This is a genomic window from Bartonella sp. AP36NXGY (assembly GCF_042195865.1).
In the GTDB taxonomy this organism is placed as follows: domain Bacteria; phylum Pseudomonadota; class Alphaproteobacteria; order Rhizobiales; family Rhizobiaceae; genus Bartonella.
The window spans coordinates 51567-70279 of record NZ_JBHIPD010000011.1 but is presented as its reverse complement, the minus strand read 5'-3'; the positions used below and the strand labels follow the sequence as shown (position 1 = coordinate 70279).

The window sequence follows — 18713 nt, the reverse complement described above, 5'->3', positions numbered from 1 at the left end:
GATCTTTGTCGAGTGGCTGAAACAACATATTGATTTATAATAATAAATTAGCGTTATTCATATTGAATTAGAACCCCGAATAACGTGGGATTCTCTCATTTCAAATCTGTTCCATGTTGAATCAATTAAAATCACTTGCTTGCACACCACAAGCGGGGCTGGCGTGTGGGTAAAAATGAGGAAAGAAAGGAGTAAAAATGACTCTTATGAATCGTCTTAATGAAAGAGCTGTCGCATCATTAGGGGCTGGCAGATATGATGATGGTGCCGGCTTGCTACAAGAAGTATTTTGCGTGATTTGTCGTTGGAAGCACTGAGAAAGATGAAGCAAATGGGCACTCTATCTTGCAATGTTTTCTTTTTTGTAACGAGGTCGTGTTTTCCTCGTTAAAATTGCATGACAAGATTATAAAACAAAATAAATTTAAAGTGCACATCCATGCATTGTACTTCTGTGTACGTATAAATTGGTTTATTGAAACAACTTATGCTCTTAAAAGGGCAGAAAGCTTTTTAAGGCATATGTGGAGGTGAAAGGTGAGTGAAGGTATCATTATTGGACAGATTTTTTTAACAGTACTCTATTTTTATGGCTGCATGGCTTACTTCGAGAATTTCAGGAATAAAATGACGTAAGATCTTTACATTCCATGTTTGAGCACTGTTGAAGAGGGGCAATCGGTGTGGTTATTTTACCTATTGAGGTCAATATTTATTGTGGCATGGCTTCAACGCCTAAAACTTCAGGGATAAAATGGCGTAAAAGATTTTCAATACCATGTTTGAGGGTTGCCGTTGAAGAGGGACATCCAGCGCAGGAGCCGCGCATATTGAGATAAACAATACCATTTTCAAATCCACGAAAAGTAATATCTCCACCATCATTGGCAACCGCTGGGCGGATACGCGTTTCAAGCAGCTCTTTAATGGTTAAGACAATATCAACATCTTTTTCGTCATAAAATTCTTCGTTAAGGGCATGGGTTTGTGCTTGTGTTGTAGCGTTGGTAGTGATCACTGGCTCATTGGATAGAAAATGTTCCATGATTGTGCCTAAAATGACGGGCTTGAGATGTTGCCATTCCCCTTCTTTTTTGCTTACGGTGATAAAATCATAGCCTAAAAAGACACCATTGATATTGGGAATATTAAACAGTTTAGCCGCCAAAGGTGAGTTTTTAGCTGCTTCTTCAGGGTCACGAAATTCTAATACGCCCTCAGAAAGAACCACGCGTCCTGGCAAGAATTTAAGAGTTGCAGGATTTGGGGTGGTTTCAGTTTGTATAAACATAGATTCTCCTTTTATAACGAAGGCTTGGGAAGATCTTACATTGTAGAATATTATATTTTTTAGGCAATAGATCTAATATCTTCATCGGCAAGATTGCTAGGAATAACAATGACAGGGATTGAAAAAGCTGTTCCTTTATTCCCGATTAATTGAACAAGGGGTCCTGGTCCTTCTGTATGTCCACTGGCTGCTAAAACAATCAGTGCAATCCTTTTATCTTCGTCGATCAGTTTAGAAATCTCATCAATTTTTTTTCCTTCACGCACTACTATTTCTGTTTCAAGCGCATGGGTGGTGCGGACTTCACTGGCAATGTCTCCTAATATTTTATGAGCACTTTGCTTTGATTCTGTACGCATAACGTTGTTTACACCCAGAAAATGTTGAAATTCTACACTATCAACGACACAAAGTAATACCAATGTTCTACTGGTATTTTGGGCATGCTGTGCGGCAAACGCAACGGCACGCCGACACTCTGGTGTTTCATCGATAATAACTAAGTTTTTTTTCTTTGGTTCTTTTTTCGGATTTTGGGGTTTGGAAATCATGCACTTTCTCTATTTTGTACAAACGATTTTTTTGCTCTCTACAGTTTTTAGTTTTATTATTTTTATGTATCTTGCAAAAATCCAATAATTTCACGAATTTTTTTCATATTTTCTTCTGCGAGCATACTAGCACGTTTAGCGCCATCATGCAAAACAGAGTCGATATAACCGCTTTCTTGATGAAGGCGACGTAATTCTTCTGTTATAGGGGCAAGCTTATGGACAACAAGGTCGGCTAGAGCTGTTTTAAAATGCGAAAATTGTTGACCAGAAAATTCTAAAAGAATCTTTTCTTTGCTAACTTTGGCAAAGGCGGCATAAATACCAAGCAGGTTATCTACTTCTGGTCGTTCTTTTAAAGCGGCAAGGGTATCGGGAAGTGGAGCTGAATCCGTTTTGGCTTTGCGTATTTTTTTTGCGATAAGATCAGCGTCATCGGTCAAATTAATGCGTGAAAAATCTGAAGGATCTGATTTTGACATTTTTTTCGTCCCATCGCGCAAAGACATAACGCGTGTGGCTGTTGTTCCAATCAGTGCTTCTGGAAGAGGAAAAAAGCCTTGTCTTTTTTCTTCATCTGTTTGCATAGAGATGCCAAAATTTAATTCGGCAATACGCTGTGCATAGTCGTTGTTAAATTTTTGTGCAATATCGCGTGTGAGTTCAACATGCTGTTTTTGATCTTCGCCTACTGGAACATGCGTTGCACGATAGACTAAAATATCAGCAGCCATCAAAGTGGGATAGGCAAAAAGCCCGATGGATGCTTTTTCGCGATCTTTTCCCGCTTTATCTTTAAATTGTGTCATGCGTTGAAGCCAGCCGATACGGGCAACACAATTAAAAATCCAGGCGAGTTCAGCATGTTGAAAAACACGTGATTGGTTAAAAATAATGTGTTTTTGAGGATCAATACCGGCGGCTAAAAAAGCTGCTGTCACTGTTCTGGTGGATTCGCGTAAAGTAAAGGGATCTGGGTTGACTGTGAGCGCATGCATATCCACAACACAATAGAGGCAGTGATGAGAGTTTTGCAGTTCAACCCAACGCTGAATGGCTCCAAGATAATTGCCAAGATGTAAATGACCACTCGGTTGTACGCCGGAAAAGACAAGTGGTGTGAAGGTATCCATAGGAGTGCTCTTTCTTCAATTAAGGTTATTCATTTTATTGTTTTTGACAAAGTATAGATATTATGAGCGTTTTTTCAAATTTTTAAGCGTGTGAAAAAAGGAACGGGTGTTGAATAAAAAATAGGCACTAAAATAGATCAAAAATATGCCAATCATGATCCCAGCTAAGGTGATCGCGCGCAAGAAAAAGGATGCTTGTGAGGATAAAGGAAAAGACAAAAAACCAAGCACATTCAATCCGTAATAGAGGGCTAGTGCACTCAAAAGAGTTGCCATCATGAGACATAATGTTCGCTTTATCAGTTGGAAGTCGTATTTCCAATAACCGCGTTTGATAAGGACCCCCCAAAGCAACAGTGTGTTGACCCATCCAGAGGTAATTTCAGCAATAACAATGCCTCGTGCAGATAGAATAGGAAATAATGTTAAGGCGAGACCGATATTGATAAAAACGCAAATACCTGTAAAAATCATCGGTGTTTTGGTATCTTCATGGGCAAAAAAATTAGGAATAAAGACCTTAATAAGAACAAAAGCTGGAAGTCCTAATCCATAAAGTTCTAGTAATTGTGCAACATGGTGTGTTGATTGACTGGTAAATTGTCCTCGCTCAAAGAGCAAACTGACAATGGGAGTGGAGAGCAGCAAAAAAGCAATGGATGCTGGAAGTGTTAACAACAATGTTAATTCAATAGAGCGATTTTGTAAATGGTGGGTTTCTTTATGCTTTTTGCTCCGCAAAGCGCGTGTTAACTCTGGTAAAAGAACGGTTGCAACGGCAATGGCAATTACGCCTAAAGGCAATTGATAAAGACGATCAGCATACATCAAAGAAGAGACAGCACCCGATTGACTAGAAGCAATGTTGGTATTAATAAGCAAATTAATTTGCGTGATGCCACCTGTGATGGCTGCGGGGAATGCTAAAGTTAATAGCTTACGAACATTAGGACTTAAATGGGGCTGGCGGAAGGAAATTTTCATTCCACTTTGACGCAAAGCAAGGGCAATTAAGGTGAGTTGAAGAAGCCCTGCTGCCAATACACCCCAAGAGAGATTTAAGCCGATATGCCAAGCGTCAAGTTTATAGATCCAAGCATAGGCAAGCACACCAATCAGAATAATGTTTAAAAAGAGTGGGGCAATGGCGGCAATAAAATAGCGTCGCAGAGCATTAAGCATGCCCCCCATCATGGCAGCAAGCGACATGCAGGTTAAATAGGGAAACATGATTGCAGTAAAGTGAATTGTAGCGTTAAATTTTGTTGCATCTTCGGTAAAACCTGGGGCAATAATGGTTCGTACCAAAAAAGGCATACTCAGTTCCATCGCAATCGTTAACAGTAAGAGCAGCGAAAAGAGAACGCCAAAGACTTCTTCTGCAAATTTGCATGCCGTTTCGTGACCTTCTTCAGTGATTTTTTTTGCAAAAAGAGGAATGAAAGCAGCGTTAAAGGCACCTTCAGCAAAAAAACGACGAAATGTGTTGGGAAAACGAAAAGCAGCGTTAAAGGCATCAGAAACAGGACCTGTCCCTAGGGCTGCTGCCATAAGCATTTCGCGTACGAAGCCAAAAATACGGCTCATGAGGGTTCCGGAAGCAACTGTTGCAATTTTTTTAATCAATGTCATAAAGATATATCAGCTTTGTTGTAAAAGAGAAGCGATGACAGGAGAAATAAAGCGTTTTAAATCGTAAAAATCTGATCTCTATCCTAATCAAGGATACTTTTTGAAAGCGTTTTACGACGGTGTTTATCTTTCTGTCAACAATGGTGCTTGAAGACTTTTTTATGCTCCTTGTTTACTGTTGTATTAAAATTTTTATTGTTGCCATAAAATAATTAAAATTTCTTTTTCAAACTGAAATATGCGAGTGATATCATAACAGTTTGAAGGGATATATAATGATAATTTCTCTTTATGGGTGATGTCGTGAATAGTGCAACCCAATACCGTTCTGTTTTATGTGAGGGGTGTGACCCTATTAAAGAACGCAAATAAAATAAAAGCGTGGAGCAATACGCAATTTCCATTATTTATTCATTATTAAAAAAACAGCGCTTTAGATGTTTTAAAAAGTCGTAAGGCTGAGCTAAAAGGTGATGGTAAAGCTGGTGATTGGTTTTTACTTTTACGACTTTATGTTCTCCCAAAATTTGTCTGCCCTCCCGTTTTAGAGATTACATAAACAAGAGGATAGGAAGATATGATCTTTCAACAGCATTTTTGCTGTTCAGGTTTCTTTTCACAGTTGATGAGGATAAAATCTGAGGAAATAAGATAAAATTACTCTCTCATGGTTTCCATTCTCGTTGAGGTGCAATTGATTTGCCGATGAAGGCAAGGGGGATAAAGGCTATCATTTTTACCAGAGGGGGCAAAAAAGTTAAAGTTTATAAACCTTTTAGATATTCATTGCCATTGCTTTTGTGTGCTCCGTTTTGTGAGGTTGAATATTTTCTTGTCTTTTGGGACTCTGATTGACGATTTCTGTCATTTTTTGCACTTTAATTGCTTCTTTATCAAGGGTGTTGGAACATTTTTTTTCATTGTTTTTCTTTATAGATTGATGCTGGTTTGGTGCGAAGCGCTCATCGAATTTATGATTATAAAAATACATGGGTTGTATATGCTGTTCTATCTCTTTTATCTGCTTGATTATTTCCATAATCTCTTTTGCTTTAATGGTTGATGTGCCAAGACTCTTCGCAAGTCTTTCAGGATTATTTTCTTTTATAACTTCATGCTCGTTTGAAGATAAGCGCTCATTGATTTTTTTGATATAAGTCCTTATCTCCCCCCTTAATTCAGGAGAGTTTGATAACATTTCTTGCTGTTGTGCTTTTGACAAGGAAAGGAGATTTTTCATCCAAGCCTTAGGCATTTCTACCGACTGTTCACACCGCCTTTGTTTTACATGATGGGTATGGAGAATGTCTCTTTCTGTTTGTTTAGAAATATTGATATAACGATCAATGGCTCTACAGAGGGGCAAAATATTTTCTTCAGCATGGGCGCGCGCGTTGTTTTTTATGCCAAATACATTGCTACCAGAAAGCTTAGAAATCGATTGGGGAGAGGTGGTAATTTGATAGGTGAGTTGTTCTCCTTCAGTATGATTTTCATGGATCATCTCAATTTTTTCCCGCAAAATATGACGATTGCCATAAATGATTTGGCACAAAGTTTCTATTTCTTTTCTTCTTGCTTGAATGGATGCGTTGTTTTTTATCCTTGTGGCAATTTCATTGTTGGTAAGGGGGGCTATTGTTTGTGCGGGGATAAGCACTTCTTGCTGGTTTTGAATTTTTGGTGCTGTAAAGGAGAGGGCGTCACCGATTTTTAATGTCTGTATTTGCTCTGGGGTGAGATCTTTTTTATTTCCCAAGATGAAAATTCCGTTAGCATCAAGCATAAAGCCATTGGGTCCACTGCCTCTGTAAAAGCCTTTATAGGTATGACCTTCTTTTGCTGTTATAATAAGATGATGATGAATACTCTCAAGCCCGATATGTTTCATACTGTCCATGAATTCTTTTAAAATAAGTATTTTTTCTGGATTTGAGATATCTTCAAGCAGATGTTTCATTTCTTCTTTATCGTTATGTTTTAGCGATGCAATGCTGGCAAGATTCATACGTTTTTCTGTTACAAGAGAAAAGTCGAGTGTGTGGCCAGCAACTTGCCCAAGTTTTTCAAAAAACATTCGTTGCGTGCGTCCATTGCCTTCTCTGAAAGGATGTGTATAGTTGAGCTGTATCAACATTTCAGTGACATGTTCAACAAATGTTTCGCGGGTTAAGCCTTTTAAACTATTCGTTTCAGCAAGTATTTTATCTAAATTTTCTAGTCTCTCTTGTATCTGTTTTGCTGAGGCAAAAGAAATACCAGCTTTTTTCATCATTGGCATATAAGCAACGGTACCATCTTCAAATGTAAATGGTTTTTCGCGTGTTTGTCCGGCCCATTCAAAAGTATTTTTAAATAGGGTGTGATGAATATATTGGAGATATGTGGAAGTTAGTTTTTGCGGTGGCGCTTCTTGGCGTAGATGAATGATTGCTTTTGTTGTATCATGGGCACATTGCACTTTTAATTTTTTATAGTCTTTTATACCATATTTATTTTTTAAGGTGATACTATTAGGGCAAAAGAAATTACGGTACATTGTCTTATTTTCTTCGGTTTCAGGCGGTGATGATAATTTCTCCTGTAAGGTGAGAGGGACGGTGTCCGTTTTTCTTGTACCAGTATCCCAGTATACCATTGCTTTTTTTGGGGGCTGTTTTGTTCTTTCTTGATGATCAGAGCGTGTTTCCTTTGTCATTTTGACAGATATTGGATTATTTGTCGCTGTATTACTGCTCTGTAAAATGTTTTTTTGAAAATCTTTTTGCATTTGCCTCATAGCGGAAGCCGATTGAGCAATTGGTTGTGCCATTTGTTCTTTTTCTTGTTCTTGCAAACTTTGGGGCATAACTTCAACGCTGTCATGTAAAGCATGAGGGGCAATCCACGGTGAAAAATGGGCTTGTTCTTTTTTCTTTGTTTGAATGGATGCGTTGTCTTTGCTCTTTTCAGTTATTTCATCGTTTTTAAGAGTGGCTCTTTTTTCTTCTTTTTCTTCTGGAAGCAATGTTTTTTGCTGGTTTTTTTCTGGGTTTTGAACTTTTTGTGCTGTAAAGGAGAGGGCATCACCGATTTTTAATGTCTGTATTTGCTCTGGGGTGAGATCTTTTTTATTTCCCAAGATGAAAATGCCGTTGGCATCAAGCATGAAGCCATTGGGTCCACTGCCTCTATAGGTACCATGATAGGTTTCTCCTTCTTTTGCAACGACAGCGAGATAATAATTTTTTTCATCCAATCCAAGCTCTCTCATAGAGTTGGTGAATTCTCGTAAGAGGAGCAATTTTTCTGGATTTGAGATATCCTCAAGCAGATGCTTCATAGGCTCTGGGTTACCATGTTCCATGGCAGCGGCGCGGACAAAGTCTTTACGTTTTTTGCTCACAAGAGAAAAGTCTAGCTCATGTCCTGCTGCTTGAGAGAGTTTTTCAACAAACAGTCTCTTTGTGCGCCTATTGCCCTCTCTGAAAGGATGCAAGTGGTGCAAATCTATCATTATACCAGCTGCTTGTTCAACGAATTCTTCGTGCGTTAAGCCTTGTAAATTATTCTTTTCAGCAAGCGTTTTATCTAACTTTTCTAGTCCCTCCTGTATTTTTCTGCCAATCGCAAAAGGTTTTGTAAATTCTTTTCTTTTCAAAATGGGCATAGAAGCAACAGAGCCATCTTCAAATGTAAAAGGCTTTTCGCGTGTTTGTCCGGCCCATTCAAATGTACGGGAAAAGAGGCGTTGATGAAGGTATTTTAGATAAGAGGCATTAAACTGCTCTGGTAGAGGTTCTTGATGCAGTTTTATCATTTCTTTTTTTACATCATTAGAACAGCATTCTTTTAATATTTCTTTATCTTTGATGCGGTATTTATTTTTAAGCACTTTGCTATTGGGGTAGAAAAAATTTTGCGCTTCTTCATTGATTTGCTTTGAAATGGCTGCATTAATTACAGAGTGTTGTTCTTGCAATTCTTCCTGTGTAGAGGAGGCACAATGTTCTGTGTTTTCTTTCATGCATATTTCCTTTCAAATGGTAACATTATTTTTTGAAATCTTCTTTGTTTACATTTTTTGCCTTATGTTATTTTCATAGCGTTTTCTTCAAAGAAGAATGCCTATTTGAATGATTGAAAAAATTGACCTTATTCGCATGGAACAAAGTTAAAGTTTATAATTTTGAAGTATTATCGTGAAATTTTATCAATGAATTCTGTAAAATAATGGGGTGTCTTATTCAAAGTTTTCTGTATTTCACACACCGTCTTTGATGCAATCTTGGCAAGATAATTGCACCAAAGTTTTGGATAAAAAGCCAACAATTAGGAGATTTATCACGACAAAGCCATTGCTTTTGATGTTTCGGCTCTGCGCGGTCGAACCTGCGGCTGGTCTTCTTGTCTAGAAGTTTCTGTAACCTCTTTATGCCGCTTTGCTGTTGAGCGTTCAGGCAGCTTCAGGGGCTGCGATAAGCTTTGCTGCTTTTGTAATTTTTTATCGAAATCGGTAGGTGGTTGATAACGTTTTTGTTGTTCTGCCTGATGGTTTTGCACAATGGTTTCTCTTAACTGTTTTACAGTTTCAGCATACTCCTTAATGACGGTACAAAGAGTAGGAAGATTTTCTTCAGCGGCTTTGCGTGCTCCATTTTTTACGCCAAGGACTTGCTTACCAGCAAGTGGAGCAACAGATGCAGAATCCTTTTCAATTTGAAATACAAGCTCTTCTCCCATCTCTGGAATTTTGTGCATATCTTCTATTCTATATTGCAAAATAAATGGATCATTATAAACAATTTGGCACCAATATTGGATCTCTCTTTGACCATATTGAACCGATGGATCTTGTTGAACTCTGCGGGCAATTTCCTCATTTGAGAGAGGCTTTATTTTCTTTTCTGAATTGAGCGGATTTTGTAAATGTTGATTTGTTAGCTCTTCCTCTTGTGTTTGTCGCTGATGTTGTTGTTCCGTGTGAGAACCTTGTAAAATATTTTCACTTTTTGTATATTTTGAAGTATACACATAACCGTTAATGGCAGCACATAGGGTGGGAAGAGTTTCTTCAGCTTTTCTGCGCGCATGGTTTTTTATGCCAAGAACTTTTCTACCAGCAAGCTTAGAAATAGACTTAGGCCGTTCTGTAACATCCCATAAGAGCTGTTCTCCCATATCGGGGTTTTCTTTGATTGCTTCTATTCTTTCATTTAAAATAAGTCGGTCGCCATAAACCTTTTCGCTCAAAAATCGTATTTCTTCTTGATATGCTACGAGCAATAGCTCTCTTTCCATTGTATTAATAGATGGTTTTTGTTCGTGAGACGGTTTTGGTTGTTCAATTGCTGTGTGTGGAGAGGAAGTTTTTGAGACGACAGTATCGCTTTGTTTTCTGTTTTGTATACGGTGCGTTTTTCTTGAAGGCGGGACGGCATATGTTCCACTGTCTTGTGATGATGAACTGCTTTGCTGCCTGACTTTCATATGTGATGATATTTTGGGTCTAACACTTGGTTCGTGTGTTTCAGGATTTTGAATTTTTGTGCCGTTTTGTACTCTTTCTCTCATGCGTGGGGGAAGGGGCGGAGCCACTTTTGTCTGTAGAGAAGGGGATTCTTGAGCAGTTGGTTTGTTTTGTTCTCTATCTTTTGCACGCGGTGGTCTTTGTGGGGCCATTTTTATGCGCGTGGAGGGGCTTTCTTGGGTTTCATGCTTTTGGATTTTTGCGTCGGCTTGTGTTTTTTCTCTCATACGTGGGGGCGGGGGCGGGGCCATTTTTTTTTGCGGGGAAGGGGACTCTTGAACTGTTGGTCTATGTTGTTGCCTCTCTTTTGCACGCGGAGGTTTTTGTGGAGCTGCTTTTTTTTGTGGGGGAGGCGTCTCTTGGTTTTTGGCGTTAGGAGGCATTGTGCTGGTTTGCATTGGGCTTTTCATACGTGGGGGAGGTGGTGGAGCAACTTTTGGGTGGGGGGATAAATTTTCTGGGCGTTTTTCTACAGTTGCTTTTGGCAAACTTTGAGAAACTTGGGAAGGAGGGGTTCTGGTGGGGGATTGTTCAGCCGGTTGTTGAAATTTTTCCATCATTTCGGTGATAAAAGGGGAGGGATTTCTTTTTTTCATGCATGTTCCTTTCAAACTCTTCCAATATTGTTTTTAAATACTATTTAAAAATGTACGTTGGTTTTTATCCTGTTTTATGCTTTTTCATTTGTTTCTATGAGAGAGGATATGAAACTGAATGGTTTCGCATGATTTGACTCTCTTGGCTCAGATCATATTCATTCTCTAAAGATTGTTTTCTCCAGTGTTTGGGTTAAGGGACGGAAAAATAAATTTTGTTTCAATTTTCTCTCTTTCTTGGCGCAAACACCTCTTTCCTGTGTTGCGCCAAGACGTTGGATTCAACGTGAAAACTTATGTCTGTTTAGCTGGCAAAAGCCATCGCTTTTGGGGCGGCAGTTTTGCGAGGACGAATATCTGTTTCTCTTTGTTGCGTAGAGGGTGTTGCTCCTTCATGCGTTACTATTGAAGGCTCCGGGCGTTGAGTAGACTGTGAGACGCTTTGTTGTTGATGCAAATTTTGCGCTCTGTCAGAAGATGCTTCATTGTGTTCTTGTTTTGTCTGCTGAGTTTTTGAAAGGCTCTCTCTTACTTGTGTTACAGCTGTTGCATAATTGTCAGTGGCGTCAATGAGGTGAGAAAGACCCGCTTCAGCATGTCTGCGTGCTTTATTTTTGAAGCCACAAAAGTTACGACCAGCGTACTTGTGAAAAGATTGAGGATTTCCGGCAAGTTGTTGTGCGAGTGCTTCTATTGTTTCAGGGTTTTGGAAAAGCTCGTCTGTTTGTGATTGCAAAATGTTTGCGTTACCAAAAACAACTTTACACCAATATTGGATTTGGGCATGGTGTCTTCTGACTTTTGAATGTTGTTGAATTTGGGTAGAAATTTCTGTCTCTGAAAGCGTTTCTTTTTCACGATGATCCGGTTTTTTTAGAAGTTCAGCGACGGCTTCCTTCCCCATAAAGCGTTCATAGTTTTTGAGTTCTTTCTCTGGAGATTGTACGAGGCTCTCTCTTGCCTGTTTTACAGCTTCTGTATAACAATCAATGGTGATACTGAGAGCGGAATAACTCTCTTCCGCTTGTCTACGTGCTCGATTTTTAAAGCCCAACGCGCTGGTGCCGGAAAGTTTAGCAAGACTTTCAGGATGGGCTGCCATGCGCCATGAGAGCTCCTCTCCTGCAGCGGGATTTCTTTGAATTTCCTGCATTTTTTCTTGCAAAATGTTTGGGTTACCATAGGCACTTGCGGATAAATGTTGGATTTCTTCTTGATAGGTTCGAACCAATGAATGGTGTGGAAGCAATAGAATGATCTCTTCCTCTGAGAGAACTCTTGTTGCCCTTTGTAATGCTGCTTGTGAAGGAATTGTTGCGTGTGTCGTTTCAGCTTCTTGCGGTCTTTTGGTAGAGCCGCCTCTTGTTAACGAAGCTGTTCGATTTGTTGATGCATGTACAGTTTCTTCGCTTAAAAGAGATTGTCTTTCCTCATCTTCTTCCGGTATGGATGACAGTCTTTTGCTTTTTGAAGGCGTTTCTTTAGGAAGGGGAGCTGCGCCTGAGACCTCTGCCGCCGCTTGTTCATAGAGCTTTATAAGTTCTTGTATTGAAGAGGATGGAAAAGGATGAGGGTGTTTTTTTTTCATGCATGTTTCCTTTCAAAAATTGTTTTAGAAAACCTCTTTGGTGCATTCTTGCCTTTTATGCTTGGATCGCTTTGAGACAAAAGAAATATCGAGCTGAATGAGCTTCCAAAGATCTGCGCTATTTGCAATCAGCTTAATGGACATTTGTGTCTTTTATACAGTTTTTTTGTGAAATATTATCAATAAGTTATCAATATTTATCGTGAATTACAGGCGTCATTTTTAGGACTATTTTTTGTAACATTCTAAAACAATTCTTGGCGCAATCGCGATGAAACGATTTGCGCCAAGAAACTCATTGAAAAAAATTACATGAAAAACAAAAACTATCTGTTTTTACGTCTATGCCTCTTTACATGGCATAAGAAAATCCTTTTTCTCCATGTCTTTGTCGTTGAGGGCTTTGCTCTGGACTATTGTGTTCTTGTCCTCTTGTGTGATGATGATGACGATGATGGTGTCTCTCAACTTGCTGAGAATTTTCTTGACGGCGTCTTTGTTCCGCTAGAGGGGTGTGCAATAGCTGTTCCGTTGCATTTTCTACAGCTTTCGTATAACCATCAATGGCATCAACGAGCAGTTTAAAACCGTCTTCAGCTGCTTTGCGTGCTTGATTTTTTAAGCCAAGTGTGGAGCGTCCAGCAAGCCTATGCATAGATTCAGGATTTTCAGCAAGTTGATTTGAAAGCTCTTTTCCTTTAGTGGGATCTTTAAGTATGTCTTGCAAGTGCTGTTGGAAAAGCGTGTCACTGTTATAAACAGTTGTACCCCAATGCACGACCTCTTGTGCATATGCTTGAACTTGTGGATTTTTTAAAAGCATGACACTTATTTGTTCCGTTGTGAGGGAAGATGAAGATCTTCCTCTTTGTTGTGGAGAAGCAACCGTTGTATAGTCAGTTTCAGGATCTTCTGTCCTTTGATGTTTACCTCTTGAAGAAGGGGTAACGCTGCTAACTGATGCGTATAGAACATCAGTTTCGTGTCTTGGAGAAGCAACCGTTGTATAGTCGGTTTCAGGATCTTCTGTCCTTTGATGTTTACCTCTTGAAGAAGGGGTAACGCTGCTAACTGATGCGTATAGAACATCAGTTTCATGTCTTGGAGAAGCAACCGTTGTATAGTCGGTTTCAGGATCTTCACTCCTTTGAGCATGATGTCTGTCTCTTGAAAGAGGGGAAGAGGTGCTAACTGATGCGTATAGAACTTCCTCTTCTGGGGTTGGACCGCGCTGGTTTCCTCTGGTTGGTTTATTAACTTTTGCATAGAGGGCTTCTGGATTTGCAGAAGGGCTTGGATGATGTTTTTTCATACATGTTTCCTTTCAATATTTTTAGAAAACCTCTTTGGTGCATTCCCCACTTTTAGTTTTGATAACTTTTATATAAGGAAGATATCCAACCGAATGACCTCCAAAGATTTTGCGCTATTCATATTGATATGTAATGAACATTTATGTCTTTTATACAGTTTTTTTATGAAATATTATCAATAAGTTATAATAAATTACAGAATCCATTTTTAGGACTATTTTTTGTAATATTTTAAAACAATTCTTGGTGCAATCACGATAAAATGATTTGCACCAAGAAACTCACTGAAAAAAAATTACATGAAAAACAAAAACCTATCTGTTTTTATGTTTATGTCCACTTACATGGCAAAAGCCATTCCTTTTTCTCCATGTCTTTGTCGTTGTGGGCTGTACTCTGGACTATTTTGTTCTTGTCCTCTTGCGTGATGATGATGGTGGTGGTGGTGTCTGTGTTCTGCTTCTCTTTCTGGATTTTCTTGTTTTTGACCTCTTTCTCTTTCCTGTTCACGTGTAAACTGTTTATGGAGCTTTTGTGCCGTATGTATATGCCTCTCAAGAGCTGAGCAAAGGTGGGTAAACTCATCTTCAGCTTCTCTGCGGCTTGGAGATTTTACACCAAGTATTTTGTGACCTGCAAGCTTACCAGCGCTTTGAGGATTTTCTGCAAGGTCCCATAAGATTTGTTCTGCATTTTGAGGATCGTCAAGGATCTTCGCAAGTGGTCCATTCAAAGCATGTTCTTTTCCATAAACAACTTTGCATCGCTCTTGGATTTCTCTTACACCATATTGAAAGCTTGTGTTTTGTAAAAGCCTTGTTGTAACCACATCTTTTGGGGTTCTGGGAGGGGAGATTCTATTTCCGCCAACGCCTAGATAGATGGGATTTTCTAGTTGTTCAGACTCTTGCCCGCCTTCAGCCCCCATGCCAACCGTTGTATAGACAGATTCGAGTGATCTTTGGGGAGAGCGTCCACCATTTGCACCAAAATCAAGCTCTGCATAGAGATGTTCTGGTTCTTGGGGATGTCGTCCACCCTGTGCACCTCCACCAACTGTGTCGTAGGGTGTTTGCCAATTTTGTGCTGCCAAATCCGTTATTGAATAGGGGTTTACGAGTTTGTCGGTGCGTCGCCCATCACTTGGTCTTTCACCAAGTCTGTCATAGGGATTTCCTAGTGGCTTTTGGGGAGCATAGGCCGTTTCTGATGGTTGTTGAAGTGTATATTGAGGTGGGGTGCGCTGTTCTTTGGGTGGCTTATTAACCCTTGCGTAGAGGTCTTCTACATTAGAAGCTCCTAGGTTTTGTTGGTCAAGTGGCTTTTTGGGAGCATAGGCCGTTTCTGATGGTTGTTGAAGTGTATATTGAGGTGAGGTGCGCTGTTCTTTGGGTGGCTTATTAACCCTTGCGTAGAGGTCTTCTACATTAGAAGCTCCTAGGTTTTGTTGGTCAAGTGGCTTTTTGGGAGCATAAACCGTTTCTGGTGGTTGTTGAAGTGTATATTGAGGTGAGGTGCGCTGTTCTTTGGGTGGTTTATTAACCTTTGCGTAGAGGGGGGCTTGGCTCTGGGGTTGTGGGTTCTGGGGGGCTGGTTGTGGGTGACTTTTTTTCATGGCTGTTTCCTTTCAATATTTTTAGAAAACCTCTTTGGCGCATTTCCCACTTTTTGATATTTTTTAAGACAAAAGAAGAATATCAAACTGAATGGTCTCCAAAGACTTCGCGCTATTCATATTGATATGTAATGGACATTTATGTCTTTTATACAGTTTTTTTATGAAATATTATCAATAAGTTATAGTAAATTATAGGATTCATTTTTAGGACTATCTTTTGTAACATTTTAAAACAATTGGTGGGCGCAATGGAGATAAAATGATTGGCATAAAGAGTTCTGTTGGAAGGCAAAAGTTTACGCGTTTTTAGCCGGTAAGAGCCAGCGATGAGGAACGACTAACTTTCAAGCTGCGAGCTTGGCATTGTGCTTCTTGGGTGTTCTTTACTGTATTCGCAATTTCTTTTGCTTTGCTTTCCGATGTCCCAAGGAGGCACGCTAGTCTGGTATGGTCTTTTTCTTGTATGGCTTTACGATCTTCTGAGGATAGACGATTGTGTAGTTGTCGTGAAAAGGTATGGAGTTCTTGTCGCAGTGAATGAGAATGCAATAAAGCTTCCCTTTGTTGTTCTTCTGGTAAGGCAAAAAGGTTTTGTAAATTTTTTCCAGGTTTTTCGACAGTGTGGTTCAGGCGATTTTGTTCTCTTTGGTGTTGCTCTAGAATTGCATCTTTTGTTTGTTGTGTTATTGCGCCATAATTTTTAAGGGCTTGGCTGAGTTGTGGAACAGCCTGTTCGGCTTGTCTGCGATTTGAACTTTTCATGCCAAGTATTTTACTCCCAGCAAATTTAGAAATTGATTGAGGGTTTTGTAAAGTTTCATCGGCAAACTGATTTCCTAAGTTTGGAGCTGCCGTTATGATATCTAATGTTGTCTTTAAGGACTGGGTTTTACCATAAACAGTCTTTGATAAATTTTCGATTTCTTTTCGGCATGCTTCAACATAAGCGTCATTTGAAATCCTTTCAAATAACTCTTCATGGGTAAGAGGGGCTAAAGTTTCTTTTGGGATCAGTGTTTCTTTTAAGCTTTGAACGTTGGTTTTTTGAAAGCAGAGGCGGGCACCGTTTTGTAATGTTTTGACTTGTTCTGGGGGAAGATCATCTTTGTGTCCGACGACGAAAGCTCCCTCTACTTCCATGACAAAACCTTCTGCTGAAAAACCTCTAAAGATGCCTTCATAGGTTACATCTTCTTTTGCAGCAACAACAACACGATTGTTAATTTCATCCAATCCAGCGTTTCTCATTTGGGAGATGAATTCTTTTAAAACAAGGGATTTTTGCGGATGCGTGATATCTTCAAAAAGATCTTTCATCGGTTGAGGATTGCCATATTGCATGGCTTCAATACAAGCTGCTGTCATGCGTCCTTTTGTGATGAAAGAAAAGTCAATGGTATGCCCTGCTGCTTGTCCAAGTTTTTCCATAAACATTCGATTGACGCGCCCATTCCCTTTTCTAAAAGGATGCGCGTGTTCAAGCGCCATAAAAACTTCAGCGGCACTTTCAGCAAATTCTTGGCGCGATAAACCTTTTAAATTGTTCTTTTCATTAAGTGTTTTTTCGAGTTGTTTTAGTTCTTTTTGAATCTTCGGTCCAATAGCAAAAGGAACTTCATAACCTTTGGGACGCATCGCCGGCATATGGGCAGAAGTGCCGTCTTCAAATGTAAAGGATGTATCGCGGGTGTGGCCCGCCCATTCAAAAGTTTCGTAGAAGAGGCTCCAGTGGATTAGTTTTAGATAGGAAGCATCAAATTTTTGTGGGGGTGGTTCATGGCGAAAATTTACGGCTGCTTTAGTGACGTCATGGGTACTGCGTTGATACAGTTTTTTAGGGTCTTTGATGCCATATTTATTTTTGAGTGTTTTGGTTCCTTTATATAGATAATTTTGCTCTAACATGTAATCTCTCCTAAGTAGGTAGGGTGATGGTTGATGAGCGTCTTAAACGCTGCATGTGAAAAATTCCCCTTCGCGTATTCTTTTGAGATTTTGGTTGTTATGAGAGGGAGTGCTTTTCCCTTCAGTGTATGGATGTTGTATCAATCGTTTTGTGATGCTTTTGAAAAGCTTTTCTGATGTTTCCTTTGTTTATTATCTTGTACTGTAAAATGCTGGTATTTAGGGCGCTGATATGAAGCCCATGAGTGGTCAGAAAATGGATTTTCTATAAATTGACTCTGGGTAAAATCTTCGTTTTTTGAGGTGTAAGGAAGAGGTCAAAAAGAAAAATGTTGCTTAAAATTGTTGTTTTTTCCTTTAACAAAGTTGTTTGCAAGAGCGCTTTGATGAGGGGCGTGGATATAGCGGGTGTAATCGCTCTTGGTTAGTGGATGGTGCTGGTACTTTTCATACACAGCTCTCAGATTGGTGAATCTATGGGCAAAAGCAGTCATCAAAAATTTTTCTCCATTATATTTTTTTTATTGCTCCATATGAATATCTTGCCATACGAACATCTTTTTTGTGTATTTTTGCAACAAAATGTTTTTTACTTTGTGTTGTTGCTCTTATTGTGTGCGCTGCTTTAAGATTTAAGACCCATAAGAGAATAAAAACTTTTCTTTGGTTGGGGAGAAAAGCCTTTTTCAGCGCTTTATCATTAAAATAGAACACTTTATGATATCGTAAAGGGGGGAAAGCTTGTATAAGAATGATTTATTCATTTTGATGTATATCTTAAATATTTTTTGGGAAAAAATCGATGTTCTTGAGTGTAGGTGTTTTGAGAGTTGTTGTCTCAAAGATCAACCGTTTTTTTAAGTCTTGATATTGGTGATTAGCGTTGTGAAATGTTTTTGCTTGTTTGTAGGGGATAAATTATAAACAAAAAGCTTTGTAGGAATGTATTTGCAGGACGTTCTCAAGTGGAAATGTTGGTTTGGTTATAGGTGATTTGAGGGGGGTGGACTTTCTTGTAAAGACGATGGGTACTGGTAAAACGATACACAAAATACAAAAAGGAAAAAACACGGATTTTTTATCATGTTTTCCTTATGTGTGAAGAAGCGGTCAAAAACTTTTTGTTAACGGGTTTTTAAAAAATAGAAATGTATGTTGTTTTTGTGGTTGGACTTTTCATAGTCAAGATCTCGTAATAAGAAGTTAGTTTTTCTTTTGTGGAGCAAAGCGGTTTTTTGCAGCTGCGGCTAACATTTCTTTCCTTCTGAAATAGATGGCGCAACCACATTGCGAAGGGGAGCCTTGCATCAGAATAATTTGTTCATCTTGACGCATTTCTCGAATAACTTCGTGGGGTAAAATGAGTGCTCTTTTTAAAATATTCATATAACCACGAAAATCGACTCCATCTAAGACAAATAAAATAGGCTTTTGTAGCTTTCGTTGGTAGTAATCATGACGTTTAAAAGGAATTAACAATTATCCTGTCCAATTGCTTTGGATATGGTGTATATGCTATGTGCAAAATTGGTGGTAGGGCGCTTAAGTAGTCTGTTTTTTGCATGTATGATAAGAAT

At 39.1% G+C, this 18713-nt stretch carries 10 protein-coding genes and 2 pseudogenes; 1 reads left to right on the top strand and 11 read right to left on the bottom strand.

Features of this window, described 5'->3' with window-relative positions; translation table 11 throughout:
• Window positions 1-197: 197 nt before the first annotated feature.
• Window positions 198-278: pseudogene (locus ACFINX_RS06150) on the top strand (DUF4102 domain-containing protein); the annotation flags it as partial.
• Window positions 279-712: 434 nt separating this feature from the next.
• On the opposite strand, the gene ACFINX_RS06145 reads toward ACFINX_RS06150, so the two are convergent.
• The 11 genes and pseudogenes from ACFINX_RS06145 to ACFINX_RS06095 all read right to left on the bottom strand — a co-directional run.
• Complete coding sequence (locus ACFINX_RS06145) at window positions 713-1291, bottom strand: NifU family protein (RefSeq protein ID WP_375668492.1); 579 nt, start codon at window positions 1289-1291, stop codon at window positions 713-715.
• Between the two features lie 59 nt (window positions 1292-1350).
• Complete coding sequence (locus ACFINX_RS06140; protein ID WP_375612177.1) at window positions 1351-1842, bottom strand: universal stress protein; 492 nt, start codon at window positions 1840-1842, stop codon at window positions 1351-1353.
• 62 nt (window positions 1843-1904) lie between these two features.
• Complete coding sequence (gene trpS / locus ACFINX_RS06135) at window positions 1905-2975, bottom strand: tryptophan--tRNA ligase (RefSeq protein WP_375668491.1); 1071 nt, start codon at window positions 2973-2975, stop codon at window positions 1905-1907.
• Window positions 2976-3035: 60 nt separating this feature from the next.
• Window positions 3036-4607, bottom strand: coding sequence for a murein biosynthesis integral membrane protein MurJ (gene murJ, locus ACFINX_RS06130; RefSeq protein WP_375668490.1), 1572 nt, complete (start codon window positions 4605-4607; stop codon window positions 3036-3038).
• 775 nt (window positions 4608-5382) lie between these two features.
• Window positions 5383-8613 carry a BID domain-containing T4SS effector gene (locus ACFINX_RS06125; RefSeq protein WP_375668489.1) on the bottom strand — a complete coding sequence of 1077 codons (3231 nt, stop codon included), beginning with the start codon at window positions 8611-8613 and terminating at the stop codon, window positions 5383-5385.
• A gap of 317 nt (window positions 8614-8930) precedes the next feature.
• Window positions 8931-10712 carry a BID domain-containing T4SS effector gene (locus tag ACFINX_RS06120; RefSeq protein WP_375668488.1) on the bottom strand — a complete coding sequence of 594 codons (1782 nt, stop codon included), beginning with the start codon at window positions 10710-10712 and terminating at the stop codon, window positions 8931-8933.
• Window positions 10713-11016: 304 nt separating this feature from the next.
• On the bottom strand, window positions 11017-12300 hold the full coding sequence (locus tag ACFINX_RS06115; protein ID WP_375668487.1) for a BID domain-containing T4SS effector: 1284 nt from the start codon (window positions 12298-12300) through the stop codon (window positions 11017-11019).
• A 352-nt stretch (window positions 12301-12652) separates the two neighbouring features.
• Window positions 12653-13612, bottom strand: coding sequence for a BID domain-containing T4SS effector (locus tag ACFINX_RS06110; protein WP_375668486.1), 960 nt, complete (start codon window positions 13610-13612; stop codon window positions 12653-12655).
• Between the two features lie 341 nt (window positions 13613-13953).
• A complete protein-coding gene (locus ACFINX_RS06105) occupies window positions 13954-15228 on the bottom strand; it encodes a BID domain-containing T4SS effector (protein ID WP_375668485.1) in 1275 nt (424 codons plus the stop codon).
• Window positions 15229-15537: 309 nt separating this feature from the next.
• Window positions 15538-17136, bottom strand: a complete 1599-nt coding sequence (locus ACFINX_RS06100) for a BID domain-containing T4SS effector (RefSeq protein WP_375668484.1) — start codon at window positions 17134-17136, stop codon at window positions 15538-15540.
• A gap of 1203 nt (window positions 17137-18339) precedes the next feature.
• A pseudogene (locus tag ACFINX_RS06095) lies at window positions 18340-18522 on the bottom strand (type IV secretory system conjugative DNA transfer family protein); the annotation flags it as partial.
• Window positions 18523-18713: the final 191 nt, after the last annotated feature.

What these genes read in the sequence shown, in the direction of transcription:
- ACFINX_RS06145 (WP_375668492.1), bottom strand. Translation starts at nt 1,291, where the DNA reads ATGTTTATACAAACTGAAACCACCCCAAATCCTGCAACTCTTAAATTC.
- ACFINX_RS06140 (WP_375612177.1), bottom strand. Translation starts at nt 1,842, where the DNA reads ATGATTTCCAAACCCCAAAATCCGAAAAAAGAACCAAAGAAAAAAAAC.
- trpS (WP_375668491.1), bottom strand. Translation starts at nt 2,975, where the DNA reads ATGGATACCTTCACACCACTTGTCTTTTCCGGCGTACAACCGAGTGGT.
- murJ (WP_375668490.1), bottom strand. Translation starts at nt 4,607, where the DNA reads ATGACATTGATTAAAAAAATTGCAACAGTTGCTTCCGGAACCCTCATG.
- ACFINX_RS06125 (WP_375668489.1), bottom strand. Translation starts at nt 8,613, where the DNA reads ATGAAAGAAAACACAGAACATTGTGCCTCCTCTACACAGGAAGAATTG.
- ACFINX_RS06120 (WP_375668488.1), bottom strand. Translation starts at nt 10,712, where the DNA reads ATGAAAAAAAGAAATCCCTCCCCTTTTATCACCGAAATGATGGAAAAA.
- ACFINX_RS06115 (WP_375668487.1), bottom strand. Translation starts at nt 12,300, where the DNA reads ATGAAAAAAAAACACCCTCATCCTTTTCCATCCTCTTCAATACAAGAA.
- ACFINX_RS06110 (WP_375668486.1), bottom strand. Translation starts at nt 13,612, where the DNA reads ATGAAAAAACATCATCCAAGCCCTTCTGCAAATCCAGAAGCCCTCTAT.
- ACFINX_RS06105 (WP_375668485.1), bottom strand. Translation starts at nt 15,228, where the DNA reads ATGAAAAAAAGTCACCCACAACCAGCCCCCCAGAACCCACAACCCCAG.
- ACFINX_RS06100 (WP_375668484.1), bottom strand. Translation starts at nt 17,136, where the DNA reads ATGTTAGAGCAAAATTATCTATATAAAGGAACCAAAACACTCAAAAAT.